General features: G+C 64.6%; 12 protein-coding genes. 10 read left to right on the top strand and 2 right to left on the bottom strand.

Annotated features, from left to right (window positions below; all coding sequences use genetic code 11):
* A complete protein-coding gene (creC, locus tag QN413_RS11780) occupies positions 1-1,476 on the top strand; it encodes a two-component system sensor histidine kinase CreC (protein ID WP_323496795.1) in 1,476 nt (491 codons plus the stop codon).
* Here the strand turns inward: creC and QN413_RS11775 are convergent.
* The gene (locus QN413_RS11775) at positions 1,469-3,808 is read right to left on the bottom strand and encodes a penicillin-binding protein 1A (RefSeq protein ID WP_323496794.1); all 2,340 of its coding nucleotides are present in this window, start codon (positions 3,806-3,808) and stop codon (positions 1,469-1,471) included. The genes creC and QN413_RS11775 overlap by 8 nt on opposite strands.
* A 43-nt stretch (positions 3,809-3,851) precedes the next feature.
* Entirely contained in the window at positions 3,852-5,249 is a 1,398-nt protein-coding gene (gene creD / locus QN413_RS11770; protein ID WP_323496793.1) for a cell envelope integrity protein CreD, read from the bottom strand.
* 207 nt (positions 5,250-5,456) lie between these two features.
* On the opposite strand from creD, the gene QN413_RS11765 reads away from it, so the two are divergent.
* The 9 genes from QN413_RS11765 (at position 5,457) to QN413_RS11725 (ending at position 15,766) form a co-directional block, all read left to right on the top strand.
* Positions 5,457-7,592, top strand: coding sequence for a VIT and VWA domain-containing protein (locus QN413_RS11765; RefSeq protein ID WP_323496792.1), 2,136 nt, complete (start codon positions 5,457-5,459; stop codon positions 7,590-7,592).
* A gap of 19 nt (positions 7,593-7,611) precedes the next feature.
* On the top strand, positions 7,612-8,523 hold the full coding sequence (gene xrtQ / locus QN413_RS11760; protein ID WP_323496791.1) for an exosortase Q: 912 nt from the start codon (positions 7,612-7,614) through the stop codon (positions 8,521-8,523).
* On the top strand, positions 8,504-9,118 hold the full coding sequence (locus QN413_RS11755; protein WP_323496790.1) for a hypothetical protein: 615 nt from the start codon (positions 8,504-8,506) through the stop codon (positions 9,116-9,118). Before xrtQ ends, QN413_RS11755 begins: the two co-directional genes overlap by 20 nt.
* Before the next feature lie 31 nt (positions 9,119-9,149).
* A complete protein-coding gene (locus QN413_RS11750) occupies positions 9,150-10,415 on the top strand; it encodes a biosynthetic peptidoglycan transglycosylase (protein ID WP_323496789.1) in 1,266 nt (421 codons plus the stop codon).
* A 197-nt stretch (positions 10,416-10,612) separates the two neighbouring features.
* A complete protein-coding gene (locus QN413_RS11745) occupies positions 10,613-11,749 on the top strand; it encodes an ABC transporter ATP-binding protein (protein ID WP_323496788.1) in 1,137 nt (378 codons plus the stop codon).
* Between the two features lie 103 nt (positions 11,750-11,852).
* Complete coding sequence (locus QN413_RS11740; RefSeq protein ID WP_323496787.1) at positions 11,853-13,136, top strand: PotD/PotF family extracellular solute-binding protein; 1,284 nt, start codon at positions 11,853-11,855, stop codon at positions 13,134-13,136.
* Positions 13,137-13,181: 45 nt separating this feature from the next.
* Positions 13,182-14,099 carry an ABC transporter permease gene (locus tag QN413_RS11735; protein ID WP_323496786.1) on the top strand — a complete coding sequence of 306 codons (918 nt, stop codon included), beginning with the start codon at positions 13,182-13,184 and terminating at the stop codon, positions 14,097-14,099.
* A gap of 4 nt (positions 14,100-14,103) precedes the next feature.
* On the top strand, positions 14,104-14,994 hold the full coding sequence (locus QN413_RS11730) for an ABC transporter permease (protein WP_323496785.1): 891 nt from the start codon (positions 14,104-14,106) through the stop codon (positions 14,992-14,994).
* A 37-nt stretch (positions 14,995-15,031) separates the two neighbouring features.
* Positions 15,032-15,766: an aspartate/glutamate racemase family protein gene (locus QN413_RS11725; RefSeq protein ID WP_323496784.1), complete on the top strand. Its 735-nt coding sequence runs from the start codon at positions 15,032-15,034 to the stop codon at positions 15,764-15,766.
* Positions 15,767-15,795 lie beyond the last annotated feature (29 nt).

Here is a 15,795-nt window from a genome sequence, read left to right as displayed (position 1 = left end):
GTGAGCCGGAGAACCCGCATCTTCATCGGCATCCTGCTGATCTACAGCGCGGGCATCGCGTTTCTGCTGTATCGCGTGGTGCTCGATATCGATCCGCGCTACCGCGAGTCGGCCGAAGAGTCGCTGGTCGACACCACGCAACTCATGGCCAGCATGATCGAGCAGGACGTCATCGCCGGCGCCATCAACCCCGCACGTCTCGACCCGATTTTCAAGTCGGTCTACGCGCGCGAGTTCTCCGCGCAGATCTACAACCTACACAAGAGCCGCGTCGAGTTGCGCGCCTACGTGACCGACCGCAACGGCCGAGTGCTGTTCGATTCGCTCGGGCGCAACCAGGGCGCCGACTACTCGCAATGGAACGACGTCACGAAGTCGCTCGCCGGCCTCTACGGCGCCCGCACCTCACGCGACGTCGAGAGCGATCCGCGCACCTCGGTGATGTACGTCGGCGCGCCGATCCGCTGGAACAACGAGATCGTCGGCGTCGTCAGCCTTGGCAAGCCGGTGCAGAGCTTCGGCCAGTTCATCGAGGACGCGCGGGCGCGCACCTTGTGGGTCGGTGCCGGATCGGCCGCGGCGCTGCTGCTCTTCACGCTCATCCTCTCGGTGTGGCTGGTGCGACCCTTCGGCCTTACCGCCGACTACATTGCATGGCTGCGCACGCAGCGCGGCTTTCATCCGGTGCGCATGGTACGGCGGGCCATCGTCATGGTGCGCGGCGCCTTCGGAGAAATGCGCGACGCCCTCACCGGCCGCAACTACGTCGCCGACTACGTTCAGACCTTCACCCACGAGATCAAGAGCCCGCTCTCGGCGATTCGCGGTGCGGCCGAGCTGATGCAGGAAAGCAGCATGCCCGAGGCCGAACGCGAGCGCTTCCTCGGCAACATCGCGCAAGAGACCGAGCGCATCCAGCAGATCGTCGACCGCATGATGGAGCTGACCGCGCTGGAGACACGGCGCGTGCTGGACCGTACCGAGCCGGTCGCGCTCGGCGTGCTGCTGCGCGAGGTGGCCGACAGCGCCGGCACCAGCGCTGCGGCGCGCGGTATCACAGTGCAGGTCGATGGTCCGCGAGAAGACCTCGGTGAGTTGTATTGCGACGGCGATCGGTTCCTTTTGCAGCAGGCCGTGAGCAACCTGCTCGCGAACGCGATCGATTTTTCGCCTGACGGCGCAGGGGTCACGCTCGCACTGCGTGTAGCGAGCCGCAACGTTGTCGTCACCGTACGCGATCACGGGGCGGGCATCCCCGACTACGCGCAATCCAAGGTGTTCGAGAAGTTCTATTCGCTGGCGCGTCCGCACACGCTGAAGAAGAGCACCGGCCTCGGACTGGCCTTCGTCAAGGAGATCACCGCGTTGCACGGTGGCCGCATCGAGCTGACGAATGCGAAGGGCGGCGGGGCGATTGCGACGTTGACGTTGCCGCTGTCTTATCTGGCGAGGGACACGAATCGAACCGTCACTTGAACATGTCGAGAATCCGGTTGCGCTCCTCGATAGGCGCAACCGGTGCGACCTGCTCCCCCACTAACGTTTCCGCTGGCGCAGTCGGTGTCGCATCCAGCCCCAGGCTCGCCACGCCACGCCCCGGCCCGTAGTCGTCGAAGAACACCTCGCCGTCCGCGTGCATCAGCCCCGGCGGCTCGGGAACTTCAGCGACCTTCACACCTTTGAGCGCGGCCTGCATGTAGCCGACCCAGATCGGCAAGCTCAGGCTGCCGCCGGTCTCGCCGCGCACACCGAGCTTGCGCGGCGTGTCGTAGCCGACCCATGCGATGCCGACCATCGTCGGCTGGAACGCCGCGAACCAGGTGTCGACCGAATCGTTGGTGGTGCCCGTCTTGCCATAGAGGTCGTCGCGCTTCAGCGCCTGATACGCCTTGGCACCGGTGCCGTTTCTGATGACGCTCTGCAGCAGACTGTCCATCAAATAGGCGTTGCGTTCCGGGATGACGCGGTTGCTTTCGTCGAGCACCGGCGGCATCACTTCACTGAGCACCTTGCCATCGCGATCGGTGACGCGCATCACCAGATGCGGGTCGACACGGTGGCCACCGTTGGCGAACACCGAATAGGCCGTCGCCATCTGCATCGGTGTCACCGAGCCCGCACCCAGACCCATCGGCAAGTACGCCGGATGCTTGTCCTTGTCGAAGCCGAAGCGCGTGATCCAGTCTTGCGCGTACTCCGTGCCGATCGACTGCAGCACACGGATCGTCACCAGGTTCTTCGACTCCTGCAGCGCATGCCGCAACGACATGGGACCGTCGTAGGTGCCTTCGAAATTCTTCGGCTCCCACGGCTGGCCGCCGGTGGTGGCCGCATCGAAGAAGAGCGGCGCATCGTTGACCACGGTCGCCGGCGTAAAACCTTTCTCGAGTGCGGCTGAATAGATGAAGGGCTTGAAGCTCGAGCCTGGCTGGCGCCACGCCTGCGTCACGCGGTTCATCTTGCTCTTGCCGAAGTCGAAGCCACCGACCATCGCCTTGATCGCGCCATCGCGTGGATCGACTGCGACGAACGCACCTTCGACCTCGGGCAGCTGCGCCATCTCCCACGTGTTGCGTGGCGTCTTCATGACGCGGATCACCGCGCCGCGACGCACCTTGATGTTGGGGCCGGCCTTGTCGGAAAGACCGAGCTGGCCGAGACGCAGGCCATCGCCCGTGATCTGCAGAATGTCACCGTTGCCGCGCACCGCAGTCACCAATTTCGGCGTCGCGGTGAGCACCACGGCGGACATCACGTCGTCGTTGTCCGGGTGATCGGCCAATGCGTCGTCGACTGCATCGTCTAGCGCCTTGGGGTCGTCGGGCAAGTCGGCGAAGGCCTCGGGGCCGCGGTAAATCTGGCGTCGCTCATAGTCCATGATGCCCTTGCGCAACGAGCGATATGCCGCCTGCTGATCGGCCGCCGCCAGCGTGGTCTGCACCGACAGGCCGCGCGTGTAGATGCTGTCGCCGTACTGCGCGTACATGAGCTGGCGCACGGTCTCGGCCACGTATTCGGCGTGCGGCCGGTTCGGGTCGGACGCGTCGCGCAGATGCAGCGGCTCCTGCCTCGCCTCATCGGCTTGTGCGGCGGTGAGGAAGCCGGTGTCTTTCATGCGGTCGATCACGTGCAGCTGACGGGCGCGCGCCCGCGTCGGGCTGCTGATCGGGTTGGCGGTGCTGGGCGACTTGGGCAGGCCGGCCAGCATCGCGGCCTCGGCCACCGTGATGTCCTGCAAGGGCTTGCCGAAGTAGACCTCCGACGCGGCCGCGAAGCCATAGGCCCGGTTGCCGAGGTAGATCTGGTTCAGGTAGATCTCGAAGATCTGGTCCTTGCTCAGCCGACTTTCCAGCTTGAACGCGAGCAGTGCCTCATAGACCTTGCGGCTCAACGTGCGTTCGGAGCTTAGATAGACGTTGCGCGCCACCTGCTGCGTGATGGTGGAAGCGCCCTGGCGCATGCCGCCTCGTAGATTGGCTAGCACCGCGCGCATCAGGCCGAGCGAATCGACGCCGCCGTGCTCGTAGAAGCGCGCGTCTTCCACCGCGAGCACGGCCTCTTTCATCGACTTGGGAATAGACGCGATCGGCGTCAGCGTGCGTCGCTCTTCACCGAATTCACCGATCAAGGTGCCTTCGGCAGAGAAGATGCGCAGCGGCAACTTGGGTCGGTAATCGGACAACGACGACACATCCGGCAGCTTGGGATAGATCACGGCCAGCGCGACACCGCCAACGAGCAGCAGCGACACCACGCCAGCCGCCGCAGTAACGGCAGTCCATTTCAAAAGCTTGCGAATCGGAACCATGCGAACCTCAATATCTGAATAAATGTGTCGACGCGGCCAGACGTCACGGAGTGCTGGTGTCCAGCTGGCCCGTTGTTGCGTTCGACAGCGCGTACCAGTCGACCTTGCGCGTCGCCAGCATCAGTACCGCCAGCATGCCGAACACCAGCAAGGCGCCGAGCAATAACGCATTGCTCTCGGAAGCGAGCAGCCCGTACAGCGCGCCATACAACAGCGCCACGAAGGCAGCGAAAGAAGCGCCGCGCCACCAGCCGCCGAGCACCGAGCTGAAGTACACGGCGAGCAGTGACACGCTTGCTGTCGCAGCAACAGAATAGGCCTGCCAGAACAGGAGCTTTTCAGACAGCGCCAGCAGCAGCAGGAAGAACAGCGCGATCGAAAGGCCGACCAGACCGTATTGCACAGGATGGAGCCGCAACTTGCGAAAAAGTTCGAACATGAAGCCGGCCATCAGCACGAGTCCGACGAAAAGCGCTCCGTACTTTACGGCGCGTGTCGACATCGCGTAGACGTTGAGCGGCTCTGCCAGCGTCACGTCGAAAGTTTCCAACGCGTTGCCCTGGGGCCCGCCCACACCAGAGCGCACCTGCTCGCGCGCCGCGCTCACCAGCGAAGAAACGCGCCAGTGTGCGTCGAAGCCCTGAGGCGTCACGCTGCGCTCCGATGCCAGAAAACGTCCACCGAAGCTCGGCGCGGCCCATGGCGAGGTGATATGCGCAGTCGTGTCGTCGGCGATCGGCGCGATGGACAGCGTCTCTTGCCCGACCAAGCCAAGCTTCAAAGTAAAGCGCAGCGCTTCTCTCGCGCTCCACGCTTTCACCGCGCCACCGGCCAGCGGCGCATGAATACCGCCAGCGAGCCATGCATCTTTTTTGCCAAGGCCCGGAACGCGCTGCATGAAGCGCAGCCTTTCGCCAGCCAGCGTCAGCGCCGGTGAGCCATCGAGGCCACGCAAATCGCTGACGCCGAGAGCGAGGTATGGCGTGCCCGCTTCAATCGTGGACCCGGTTTCGCTGCGCGGGATCGACGCTGGATCGAAGGCGGCAAAGCGCCCTTCCATCCCGGCATTGAAGGTATAGAACAGCACGTTGAAGATGCCGCGATAGCGCTGCTGCGGCGCCATGGTGCCTTCGATGCGAAGCGTCTCTGGAAACACCATGTGCGTGAGCGATTTGGTCTTCCCTACAGTGCCCGTTACGTTGCCGGCGCTGTTGCGCTGTTCCTCGGACCAGCGCTCGGTGTACGGGACGATGAGCAGCGGCGCGACCAGCGTCTGCGGACCGGCGTAGGTCTGTCCGAGCTCTTCTGCTGCTTCCCGTCGACTGCCACCGCGCTCGTTGATCAGCGATCCGATCTCGGCCAGCGGGATGCACAACAACAATGTCAGCAGCACGAGCACGCCGATCTTGAACAGCACTGAATTGCGAAGGTTCTTGAACATTTTTTTCTCTCCCTGGATGTGGAACGACCCGATGCTCGCCTCGCCATCCGAAGTCCGTGTGAAGTGCGTCGACAGCGTCACTTCACACAGACTTCACACCAGGCGTGCGGCCTTCGAAGTCACCGCGCGAAGGCTTCATTGCGGCTTCTCCTTGGGCTCCGACATTCGACTCCGTGCACCGTTGCACGCACCGGAGAAGAAGCTGTCATGGACACCTGCCACAACCTAAACAACAACAGCGCATCGACCCGTCCGGGCCGCTGGCTCTGGGCGACCACTGTGGGCCTCGCTACGCTGGGCTTCGTCGCCCTCGGCATGCGGCCATTGCATGCCCAGGAAGCACCCGGCCCGCGCCTCAAAACCGAGAGCCCGTATTTCTTCGTGAAGAGCGACGACCCGACGGTCGACCGCCTGCCACTGAAGGGCACCGAAGTCAAAGTGCACATAACGGGCGTCATCGCCGACGTCACGGTCACACAGCACTACCGCAACGAAGGCCAGCGCGCCATCGAAGCCAAGTATGTGTTCCCCGGCTCGACCAAGGCGGCGGTGAACGGTCTCAACGTGCGGCTGGCCGATCGCCTCATCACCGCGCAGATCCGCGAGAAGCAGCAGGCGCAGATCGAGTACGACACCGCAAAGAAAGAAGGCAAGACGGCCGCGCTGCTCGAACAGCATCTGCCCAACGTGTTCCAGATGAACGTCGCCAACATCCTGCCGGGCGACGACATTCAGGTCGAGCTGCACTACACCGAGTTGCTGGTGCCGCAGTCCGGTAACTACCAGTTCGTCTTTCCGACGGTGGTCGGCCCGCGCTACAACAGTCCGCAGTCGTCGCAGGCCAACGCGAGCTGGGTCGCGCAACCGGTGTTGCGTGCGGCCGTGCCGCCGGGCACGACCTTCGCCATGAAGCTGGCGATCGACACGCCGATGGGCATCAAGGAAGTGCGTTCGCGCACGCATGACATCGACGTGAAGAAGGGTGACGAAAAGAACAATGAAGACAGGCACGCGGACGTCGCGTTGACGCAAAGCGCCGAGCCTTCCGACAACCGCGACTTCGTGCTCGACTACCGCTTGGCTGGCGAGAAGATCGAATCCGGCCTGATGCTCTACAAAGGCCAGGGCCAAGGTCCGAACGGTGAAGCCGCGGAGAACTTCTTCCTCGCGATGGTCGAGCCGCCCAAGTCGGTCGCGGCCACCGCCATCACACCACGCGACTACATCTTCGTGGTCGACATCTCGGGTTCGATGCACGGCTTTCCGCTCGACACGGCCAAGGTCGTGCTGCGTGAACTCATCGGCGGGCTGCGCACCAGCGACACCTTCAATGTGTTGCTGTTTTCAGGCAGCAACAAGATGCTGTCGCCGCACTCGGTGCCGGCCACGCGCGCCAACATCGAGCAAGCGCTCGCGACGATCCAGAACTACAGCGGCAGCGGCAGCACCGAGCTCATCCCCGCGCTGAAGCGCGTCTACGCCGAGCCCAAGCAGCCCGACGTGTCGCGCACCGTGGTGGTCATCACCGACGGCTATGTGACGGTCGAACGCGAGGCTTTCGAGCTGGTGCGCAAGAACCTCTCGCAAGCCAACGTGTTCGCCTTCGGCATCGGCTCATCGGTCAACCGCGGCCTGATGGAAGGCATTGCGCGGGCGGGCATGGGCGAACCTTTCATCATCACCGACCCCATTCAGGCGACCGAGGAGGCTGCGCGCTTTCGCCGCATGGTCGAGTCGCCGGTGCTGACGAGCGTGAAGGCAAAGTTCGAAGGAATCGATGTGTACGACGTCGAGCCGGCCGCACTGCCCGACGTGATGGGCGAGCGCCCGGTGATCGTGTTCGGCAAGTGGCGCGCGAACGCGGATGGTGGAGCGCCCAAGGGCCGCATCGTCATCGAAGGCCGCAGCGCCAATGGCCCGTATCGGCAGGAGCTGAAGGTCGACGGCGCAGTGCGTCAAGACACCGCCGCACTGCGCAGCCTGTGGGCACGCCACCGCATCGCGTCTTTGAGCGACCAGGAGACGCTGGAAGGCGGCGACAGCTTCAAGCAGCGCATCACCGATCTCGGCCTGCAATACAGCCTGCTCACGCAGTACACCAGCTTCATCGCGGTCGACAAGGTGGTGCGCAACGTCGCGCCGCAAAACACGGTGGGCGTCAACCAGCCGGTGCCATTGCCCAGAGGCGTGAGCGAGCTGGCTGTCGGCGGCGCCACGCTCGGTGCCGAAGTGCCGAGCACACCGGAGCCAGAGACGCTCGGCGCCATCGCGGTGGTGCTGTCGATGCTCGCGATGTTGCGCCGCCGCGCGCGCCGGCACGACGACCGCCGCTTCACGGCTTGAACCGGATCGATCGAACACCATGACGCTCGCTCACCTCGCACAGCACCATCCCCGCTTCGTGGACTGGAGCATTCACGTCGATCGCCTGCCAGCTGCCAGCTGGCTCGCACTGCAGTTCGCTGCGCTCACGCCGACCTGGTGCTGGATGGTCATCCGCATGCGCGACGGCTCGGACGATCCGCTCGGCGCGCTGGCCCTGGCCTCGCTCGCTGTGCTGGTCGGGCACCTTCGACACCAACTGCGCGCGGCGCCACGTCTCGGCTGGATCGCGCTGGCGACGGGCGGTACCTTGCTCGCCACCCTGGCGCGCAACGGTCTCGGCGTGGTGCCTGCTCTGCCGCCGCTCGCGGCCGGTCTGCTGGCCGTGCTGGCGCTGGCCTGCGGCCTCGTCGCCTTCCTGCCGAAGCGCGTCGCCGCGTTGCCGGTGGCAGGGCTCGCAGTGCTGGCACTGCCCCTGCTCTCGTCGCTGCAGTTCTATGCGGGCTACCCGTTGCGCGTGGTCACGGCCGAAGCCAGTCGCTGGCTGCTGGCGCCGGGGTTCGAGGTGATGCGTGAAGGCAGCACGCTGCTGGTCGATGGCCGCATGGTCATCGTCGACGCGCCCTGCTCCGGTGTGCAGATGGCCTGGCTCGGTTACTTCACCGCCTGCGCCGTCGCACTGTGGGCGCAGCGCACGGACAGGCAGTTCGCGACGCGGCTGCCCGTGGTCGGACTGCTGGTGCTGCTCGGCAACATCGTGCGCAATGCGGTGCTGGTGGCGTTCGAAGGTGCCGGGCACGCGCTGGCGCCCTGGGCGCACGACGCGTTCGGCTTGTTGCTGCTGGCGCTGGTCTGCGGTGGCATCGCCTGGGCCATGGCGAGTAGGACGGCCAAAGCCATCCCCGGCTTGATCACATCCCCAGGAGGCCCTCGTGTCGACACTGCTCTTTGACCGCTGGTTCGCCAATCGTTTCCTCCATCGCGCGGTGCACAAGAGCCTGTTCGGCGCGGCCATGCTGCTGTGTCTCGTGTGGAGCACTGCCGCCGGCCTGCGTGCCCCACCCGCCGCCCAACAGCCGGTAGCAGCCTTCCACGAATGGCCGCGCGAATGGGACGGCGTGCCGCTGCGCCCGCTGGCATTGAGCGAGGTCGAGCATCGCTTCGCCGACCGCTTTCCGGGCGCCATCGCGCGCATGACCGACGGCGAGCAGATGTTCGTGCTGCGGCAGGTCGAGGCGCCGACGCGCATGCTGCATCCCGCCGCCGATTGCTACCGTGCGCTGGGCTATCGCATCGTGCAGGCGCGGCTGGAACGTGATGCGCAAGAACGGCTGTGGCGATGCTTCAACGCCCAGCGAGGTGCCACGCGCATTGCATCGAGCCACCTAAGCCAACAGGGACAAACCCTGCGTGTCTGCGAGCGCATCGTCGATGCGAAGGGCACTTCTTTCACCGACACTTCAGCCTGGTACTGGGCGGCGGCCAGCGGTCACTCGACCGGGCCATGGGAGGCCGTGACCGTCGCCCGCGTCACAAGACCGATGTAAGGTCATCGAATAAAGAGAGGGCGGAAAAACCGTGAAGAAGACGCTGCGTTTCGTGCTGTTCGGGCTGCTGGCCCTGGTGATCACCACGTGTGTGGCGGCAGCGTTGATCGCGCGCTTTACCCTGGCACCGGCGGCCGGTGAGTGGCAGACGCGCATCAAGTTCGGTCCGGTCGATTTCGATGTCAGCGTGCCTTCGGCCATCCGCGTGGCGACATCGCCGTGGTTCGCGCCGTGGCTCGACGGCCGCTCGCTCGACACGCGTTTCGGCACCGTGCATTTCGCCTGGAACGACAGCGTCGGCGCACTCGAACTGCGGTGTGCGCCGTGCAGTGCGTCGGTGCCAGCACTGGGCTCTGCACCGATCCGGCTGGACCGCCTGACCGCCACCGTGCGTCGCGATGGCAACGCGCTGGCCGGCACGCTCGAGGCAACACCTGCAGCCAATGTCGGGGCCACCGGTGCCACTCTTTTGCGCGGCAACTGGGACGGCCGCCTCACACCCAAGTCACTCCCCATCAACGTCGACCTGCCCGATGCACCCATCGCACTCTGGTACGCGGTGCTCGCGCCGGCGTTGCCCGAGCTGCAACGTGCCCGCATTGGCGGCAGCGTGGCGATGCGCGGCCAGTTCACCCTGCCCGCCGGCACCTTCGCGCTGCAGCCGCGCATCGCGCAGTTCACTGTCGAAGGGCTCGGCACCGAAGCGATGCTCGGCGCCCGCACCAGTTGCGGCTCGCCCGCGAAACTGAGCAACGACAGTTGGCTGGCACGCGCCGTCATCGCCGCCGAAGATCAGCGCTTCTTCACCCACACAGGCTACGACCTGACCGAACTCACCGCTTCCATCGACAGCAACCAGAAGAGCGGCCACGTGGAGCGCGGCGGGAGCACGCTGACCCAGCAGCTGGCGCGACTGCTCGTCACCGGCAGCGACCGCACGGCCGAACGCAAGCTGCGCGAGCTGCTCTACGCCGTCGAGATGGAGCAGACCCTCGGCAAGGCGCGCATCCTCCAGCTGTACCTCGACAACGCCCCCTGGGGCACCGACCTTTGCGGTGCCGAATCGGCGGCCAGGCGCTATTTCAAGCGCAGCGCCGTCAAGCTCGAACCGGCGCAGGCGGTCTGGATGGCCGCCATGCTGAACAACCCGCAGGTCGCCGTCGAGAAATGGCAACGCGATGGCAGCATCGACGCCGCTCGCGCCAAGTGGGTCGCCGAAGGAGTGCGTGGCGTGACCCGTTTTCAGCGCGAGTCGCTGCTCAAGAATGTGGCCGCCGCCAAGTTCGCACCGCCCTGAATTGGGTTTCTTCCGTCGCTGTCGATGCACGGTTTGGGGCACCGATCACTTCTGGCTCCCGTCAGCTTGCGAATACTTTGCGCTGCCGCTCTGCCCCATTTCGACGCCACTCGCGATCTTGCGGAATAACCTGGTGCACCAGTGATGTGCACAAGGCTCGCCGCACAACTGGCACATGTCTTGCACAACAGCACTCAATGGATGCTGTCACTGCCCTGCCGCCCGCGGCCGTCGAAATCGTCTCGCTGACCAAGCAATACGCTGCCGGCACGCCCGCCGCTGTCGACCAGATCGACCTGCGAATTGCCAGCGGAAGCTACTGCTGCTTGCTCGGCCCCTCAGGCTGCGGCAAGAGCACCACCTTGCGCATGATCGCCGGCCACGAGTCCGTGTCGAGCGGCGACATCCTGCTGGACAACCGCAACATCACCGACTTGCCCGCCGCAGCCCGCGGCACGGCCATGATGTTCCAGAGCTTCGCGCTCTTTCCGCACCTCTCCGCGCTCGACAACGTCGCCTTCAGCCTGAAGATGAAGGGCATCGGCAAGGTGAAGCGCCAGAGGCAGGCGCGCGACCTGCTGGAACGCGTGGCCATGGGTCATCTGGCCGAGCGCAAGCCCGCTGAACTCTCCGGCGGCCAGCAGCAACGCGTGGCGCTGGCGCGGGCGCTCATCACCGAACCGCGCGTGCTACTGCTCGACGAGCCACTCTCGGCACTCGACCCGTTCCTGCGCATCCAGATGCGCGCCGAGTTGCGCCGATGGCAAAAGGAACTGGGCCTGACCTTCATTCACGTCACGCATTCCCAGGAAGAAGCGATGGCACTGGCCGACACCATGGTCGTCATGAACCACGGGCTGATCGAACAGGTCGGCTCGCCGCACGATGTGTACAACCATCCGGCCAGCGAATTCGTCGCCCGCTTCATGGGAGGCCACAACGTGATCGACACGCCGAACGGGCCGATCGCGGTGCGCAACGACCACATGCTGATCACACCGGCCAGCGAGCCCATCCAAAGCGCGAACGCCGTGGCCGCGCAGATCACCGACGTGGAATACCAGGGCACCTATGTGCTGCTCGGCCTCGAGTTGCTGCAAGGCGCACCGGGCCGCAAGACCGTGTCGGTGTTGCTGGGCGAAGCGCCATTTTTGGCCCGTCTCTACGCGCAAGGCGAGCAGGTCACGCTGTCGTGGCATGAAGCCGATGCGCGCGTGCTCGGCCCCGGCGTCAAGCGGCCGTCGGAGCGCGGTGAACGCAGGGCGCCACCGTCTTCCAACGCGGCGCCGGCCGTCCGCGATGCGACCGAAGTGCTGACGGTCATTCCCGCCTGACGGCACGTCGGCAACGCTTCGACCACGCGTCCTCGACTCTTCCGATACCGCTCCCGATTCCCGCGATCCCGTTCTCTCAAACCACAAACCTGGAGGCCTCCTCATGTCCGACCCTATCGACAACTCTTCTGCCAATGGCGTCAAGCGCCGCGTCCTGCTGCAAGGCGGCGCGGGCATGGCCGGCATCCTTGCTGCGGGCGTCGCGCCCTTCGTGCACGCACAGGAAAAAATCGTCTTGCGCTACCTGGGCACGGCGGTCAACCAGGACAAGGCCATCGGCGAGAAATTCAAGGCCGACACCGGCATCGAGATCCAGTATGTGGCCGTGACCACCGACGATGTCACCAAGCGCGCCGTGACCGCGCCCAACAGCTTCGACCTGATCGACACCGAATTCTTCTCGCTCAAGAAGATCGTGCCGACCGGCAACCTGAAGGGCATCGACGTCAAGAAAATCAAGAACGCCGACAAGATCACCGCGCTCTTCACCAAGGGCGAAGTGGCCGGCAAGAAGGTCGGTGACCAGGGCACCGCACCCAAGAAGGTGATCTACCTCGAAAGCGAAAAGTCGAAGAAATTCTCGACCACTCCGACGCAGTTCATGTCGCTCATCCCCACGGTCTACAACGCCGACACGCTGGGGATTCGCCCGGACCTCATCAAGCGCCCCATCACCTCGTGGGCCGAGCTGCTGAACCCGGAGTTCAAGGGCAAGGCCGCCATCCTGAACATCCCGTCGATCGGCATCATGGACGCGGCCATGGTGGTGGAAGCCAAGGGCATCCACAAGTACGCCGACAAAGGCAACATGACCAAGGCCGAGATCGACCTGACGATCAAGACGCTGATCGAAGCCAAGAAGGCCGGTCAGTTCCGCGCACTGTGGAAAGACTTCAACGAGTCGGTCAACCTGATGGCCTCGGGCGAAGTGGTGATCCAGTCGATGTGGTCGCCGGCCGTCACGGCCGTGCGCACCAAGGGCATCGCCTGCAACTTCCAACCGCTGAAAGAAGGCTATCGCGCCTGGGCTGCCGGCTTCGGTCTGCCAGCCACCCTGAGCGGCAAGAAGCTCGACGGCGCCTACGAGTTCATCAACTGGTTCCTCGACGGCTGGGCCGGCGCGTACCTCAATCGTCAGGGCTACTACAGCGCCGTGCTCGACACCGCCAAGGCCAAGATGGAAGGCTACGAGTGGGCCTACTGGATGGAAGGCAAACCCGCTTCGCAAGACATCAAGAGCCCGAACGGCGATGTGCTGGCCAAGACCGGCGCAATCCGCGACGGCGGCAGTTATGAAGAACGCATGGGCGGCATCGCCTGCTGGAACGCGGTGATGGACGAGAACGAGTACATGGTCAAGAAGTGGAACGAGTTCGTAGCAGCCTGAACACTGTTGCTCGCCTCGGGAACACTCCTCTTCCAACATTGATTCATGAGCGCACCAGCAACGTCCGGTCACGCCGCATCCCTGCCCAGCCACACCGTGAAGGCATGGTGGCAGGCGGCGCCGTTCGCGCTGGTATTCCTGCTCTTCTTCTTGATTCCACTGGCGCTGATCGCGATGGTCAGCTTGTGGAACTTCAACGAATACGAGCTCATTCCTGCCATCTCGATTCGCAACTACATCGGCATCTTCGAAGGCTGCACGCACCTCACCGACAACGGTGATTACTGCGTCACGCTCAGCACCTATATCAGCACGCTCAAGTTCTGTCTGCTGGTCTGGGGCATCACGTTGCTCATCGGTTTTTCGGTCGCGTACTTTCTTGCGTTCCATGTGCGCTCGTCGACCATGCAGACGGTGCTGTTCGTGCTGTGCACGGTGCCTTTCTGGACCTCCAACGTCATCCGCATGATCTCGTGGGTTCCGCTGCTGGGTCGCAACGGCCTGGTCAACCAGGGACTGATGAGCCTGGGCGTGGTCCACGACCCGATCGAGTGGCTTCTGTTCTCCGATTTCTCGGTGGTGCTCGCTTTCGTGCACCTCTACACGATGTTCATGATCGTGCCGATTTTCAATTCGATGATGCGCATCGACCGCAGTCTGCTCGAAGCAGCCAGCGACGCCGGAGCGTCCGGCTGGCAGACGCTGTGGAACGTCATCGTTCCGCTGTCGCGCACCGGCATCCTCATCGGTTCGATCTTCGTCATCACCATCGTGATGGGCGACTTCGTCACCATCGGCGTGATGGGCGGCCAGCAGATCGCCTCCATCGGCAAGATCATCCAGGTACAGACCTCGTACCTGCAGTTCCCGCTCGCCGCAGCCAACGCGATGATCCTGCTGGCAGTCGTGCTCATGATCATCTGGGGTCTGACCCGGCTCGTCGACATCCGGAAGGAACTGTGACGCCATGAGCAACCGCATAGGCGAACAACGCTCCCCGGGCTTCTGGCCGCTGGCCATCGTCTTCGCGCTTTTCGTTGTCTTTTTATACGGCCCGATGATCACGATCTTCGTGCTCAGCTTCCAGGGGCCCGAAGGCGGCCTCACGTTCCCGCTGCGCGGTGTCTCCCTGCACTGGTTCTACAAACTTGCAGAAGGCCTCGGCACGGTAGACATCGGCGCAGCGTTCAGGCGCTCGCTCGCTCTCGGCGCCGTCGTCATGGCCTTCACCGTCGTACTGTCGGTTTTGGCAGGCCTCGCATTCCGCAAGAAGCTCACCGGCAGCAACGCCCTCTTCTTCATCACGGTGGCAAGTTTGATCATGCCGTCGATCATTATTTCGCTCGGCATCGGACTGCAGTTCCGCCTCATAGACACTGGCATCAAGGAAGCACTGACGGCACTCGGCGCAACCGACATGCTCGAGGGTTATGGCACAGCCCTCGGCCTCTTTACTTCGGCGCTCGGCGCGCACCTGACGTGGACCTTGCCCTTCGGCCTGCTCATCATGTTCGCCGTGTTCAACCGCTTCGACCCGGCTTACGAAGAAGCCGCGCGCGACCTCGGCGCCACGCCGTGGCAAGCATTCAGGTTCGTCGTGTTGCCGCTCATCGGCCCTTCGATCGTCGGCATCGGCATGTTCGGCTTCACGCTCAGCTGGGACGAAATCGCACGCACCTCGCAGGCCATCGGCGACGTCAATACCCTGCCACTCGAACTGCAAGGACTGACCTCGACGGTGACGACGCCGTCGATCTATGCGCTCGGTACCGTGACCACCATCGTGTCGTTCGGCGTGATGGCGATCGCGCTCGGCTCGGCCGCGCTGCTGCGTCGACGTGCCGCGCGGCCCCGCTGACCCGAACGACACCAAGCGATCCGGGAACAACGCCGCGATGCCCAGCCTGCTCGTCATCAATCCGAACACCTCGGCGTCCGTCACCGCGCTGCTGCAGGGCCACGTGCAAGCCGCCGCCGGCCCGGCCTTGTCGGCGCATACGTTGACGGCGCGTTTCGGCGCACCCTACATCTCGGACGAAGCCAGCTACGCGGTCGCGAACCACGCAGTGCTCGACAGCTGGGCGGTGGCGCAAGCGCAAGGACTCAAGCCGGACGCGGTACTGATCGGGTGCTTCGGCGATCCCGGACTTTTTGCGTTGCGCGATGGCGCCGGTGTGCCGGTGAGCGGCCTGGCCGAGGCGTCTTTCACGGCCGCCGCGTGGCACGGGCGCTTCGCCATCGTGACCGGCGGCGACCGCTGGCGGCCGATGCTCGCGCGCCTGGCCAATGCGCTCGGCCACGGCCAGACGCTGGCTGGCATCCACACGGTAGCGCCCACCGGCGCGCAGCTCGCCGCCGATCCGGTCGGCGCTCGCAAGATGCTGGCCGAGGCCTGCTGCCAGGCGGCCGATCGATTCAAGGCACAGGCTGTGATCCTCGGCGGCGCGGGCCTCGCAGGCATGGCCGCCGACATCGCGGCCCAAGTGCCGGTCCCGCTGGTCGACAGCGTCACTGCCGGTGCCCAATGGGCACTCGAAGCGCTGCGGAATCCAGGGGCACGCAATGTCTCGTCAGCCGGTTTCGGCGTCGTGTGGCAAAACGTATCGTGGGAACTCGAAGCCCTGCCTTGATGCGCGGGCGAGGCCTATGCCGATGCCGC

It is taken from the genome of Variovorax sp. LG9.2 (genome assembly GCF_035018885.1).
Classification (GTDB): domain Bacteria; phylum Pseudomonadota; class Gammaproteobacteria; order Burkholderiales; family Burkholderiaceae_C; genus Variovorax.
This window is presented reverse-complemented; position numbering and strand designations above follow the sequence as displayed.

Excerpts from the sequence above, each read along its gene's own strand:
- QN413_RS11775 (WP_323496794.1), bottom strand. The coding sequence starts at position 3,808 with ATGGTTCCGATTCGCAAGCTTTTGAAATGGACTGCCGTTACTGCGGCG.
- creD (WP_323496793.1), bottom strand. The coding sequence starts at position 5,249 with ATGTTCAAGAACCTTCGCAATTCAGTGCTGTTCAAGATCGGCGTGCTC.
- QN413_RS11765 (WP_323496792.1), top strand. The coding sequence starts at position 5,457 with ATGGACACCTGCCACAACCTAAACAACAACAGCGCATCGACCCGTCCG.
- xrtQ (WP_323496791.1), top strand. The coding sequence starts at position 7,612 with ATGACGCTCGCTCACCTCGCACAGCACCATCCCCGCTTCGTGGACTGG.
- QN413_RS11745 (WP_323496788.1), top strand. The coding sequence starts at position 10,613 with ATGGATGCTGTCACTGCCCTGCCGCCCGCGGCCGTCGAAATCGTCTCG.
- QN413_RS11740 (WP_323496787.1), top strand. The coding sequence starts at position 11,853 with ATGTCCGACCCTATCGACAACTCTTCTGCCAATGGCGTCAAGCGCCGC.
- QN413_RS11735 (WP_323496786.1), top strand. The coding sequence starts at position 13,182 with ATGAGCGCACCAGCAACGTCCGGTCACGCCGCATCCCTGCCCAGCCAC.
- QN413_RS11730 (WP_323496785.1), top strand. The coding sequence starts at position 14,104 with ATGAGCAACCGCATAGGCGAACAACGCTCCCCGGGCTTCTGGCCGCTG.
- QN413_RS11725 (WP_323496784.1), top strand. The coding sequence starts at position 15,032 with ATGCCCAGCCTGCTCGTCATCAATCCGAACACCTCGGCGTCCGTCACC.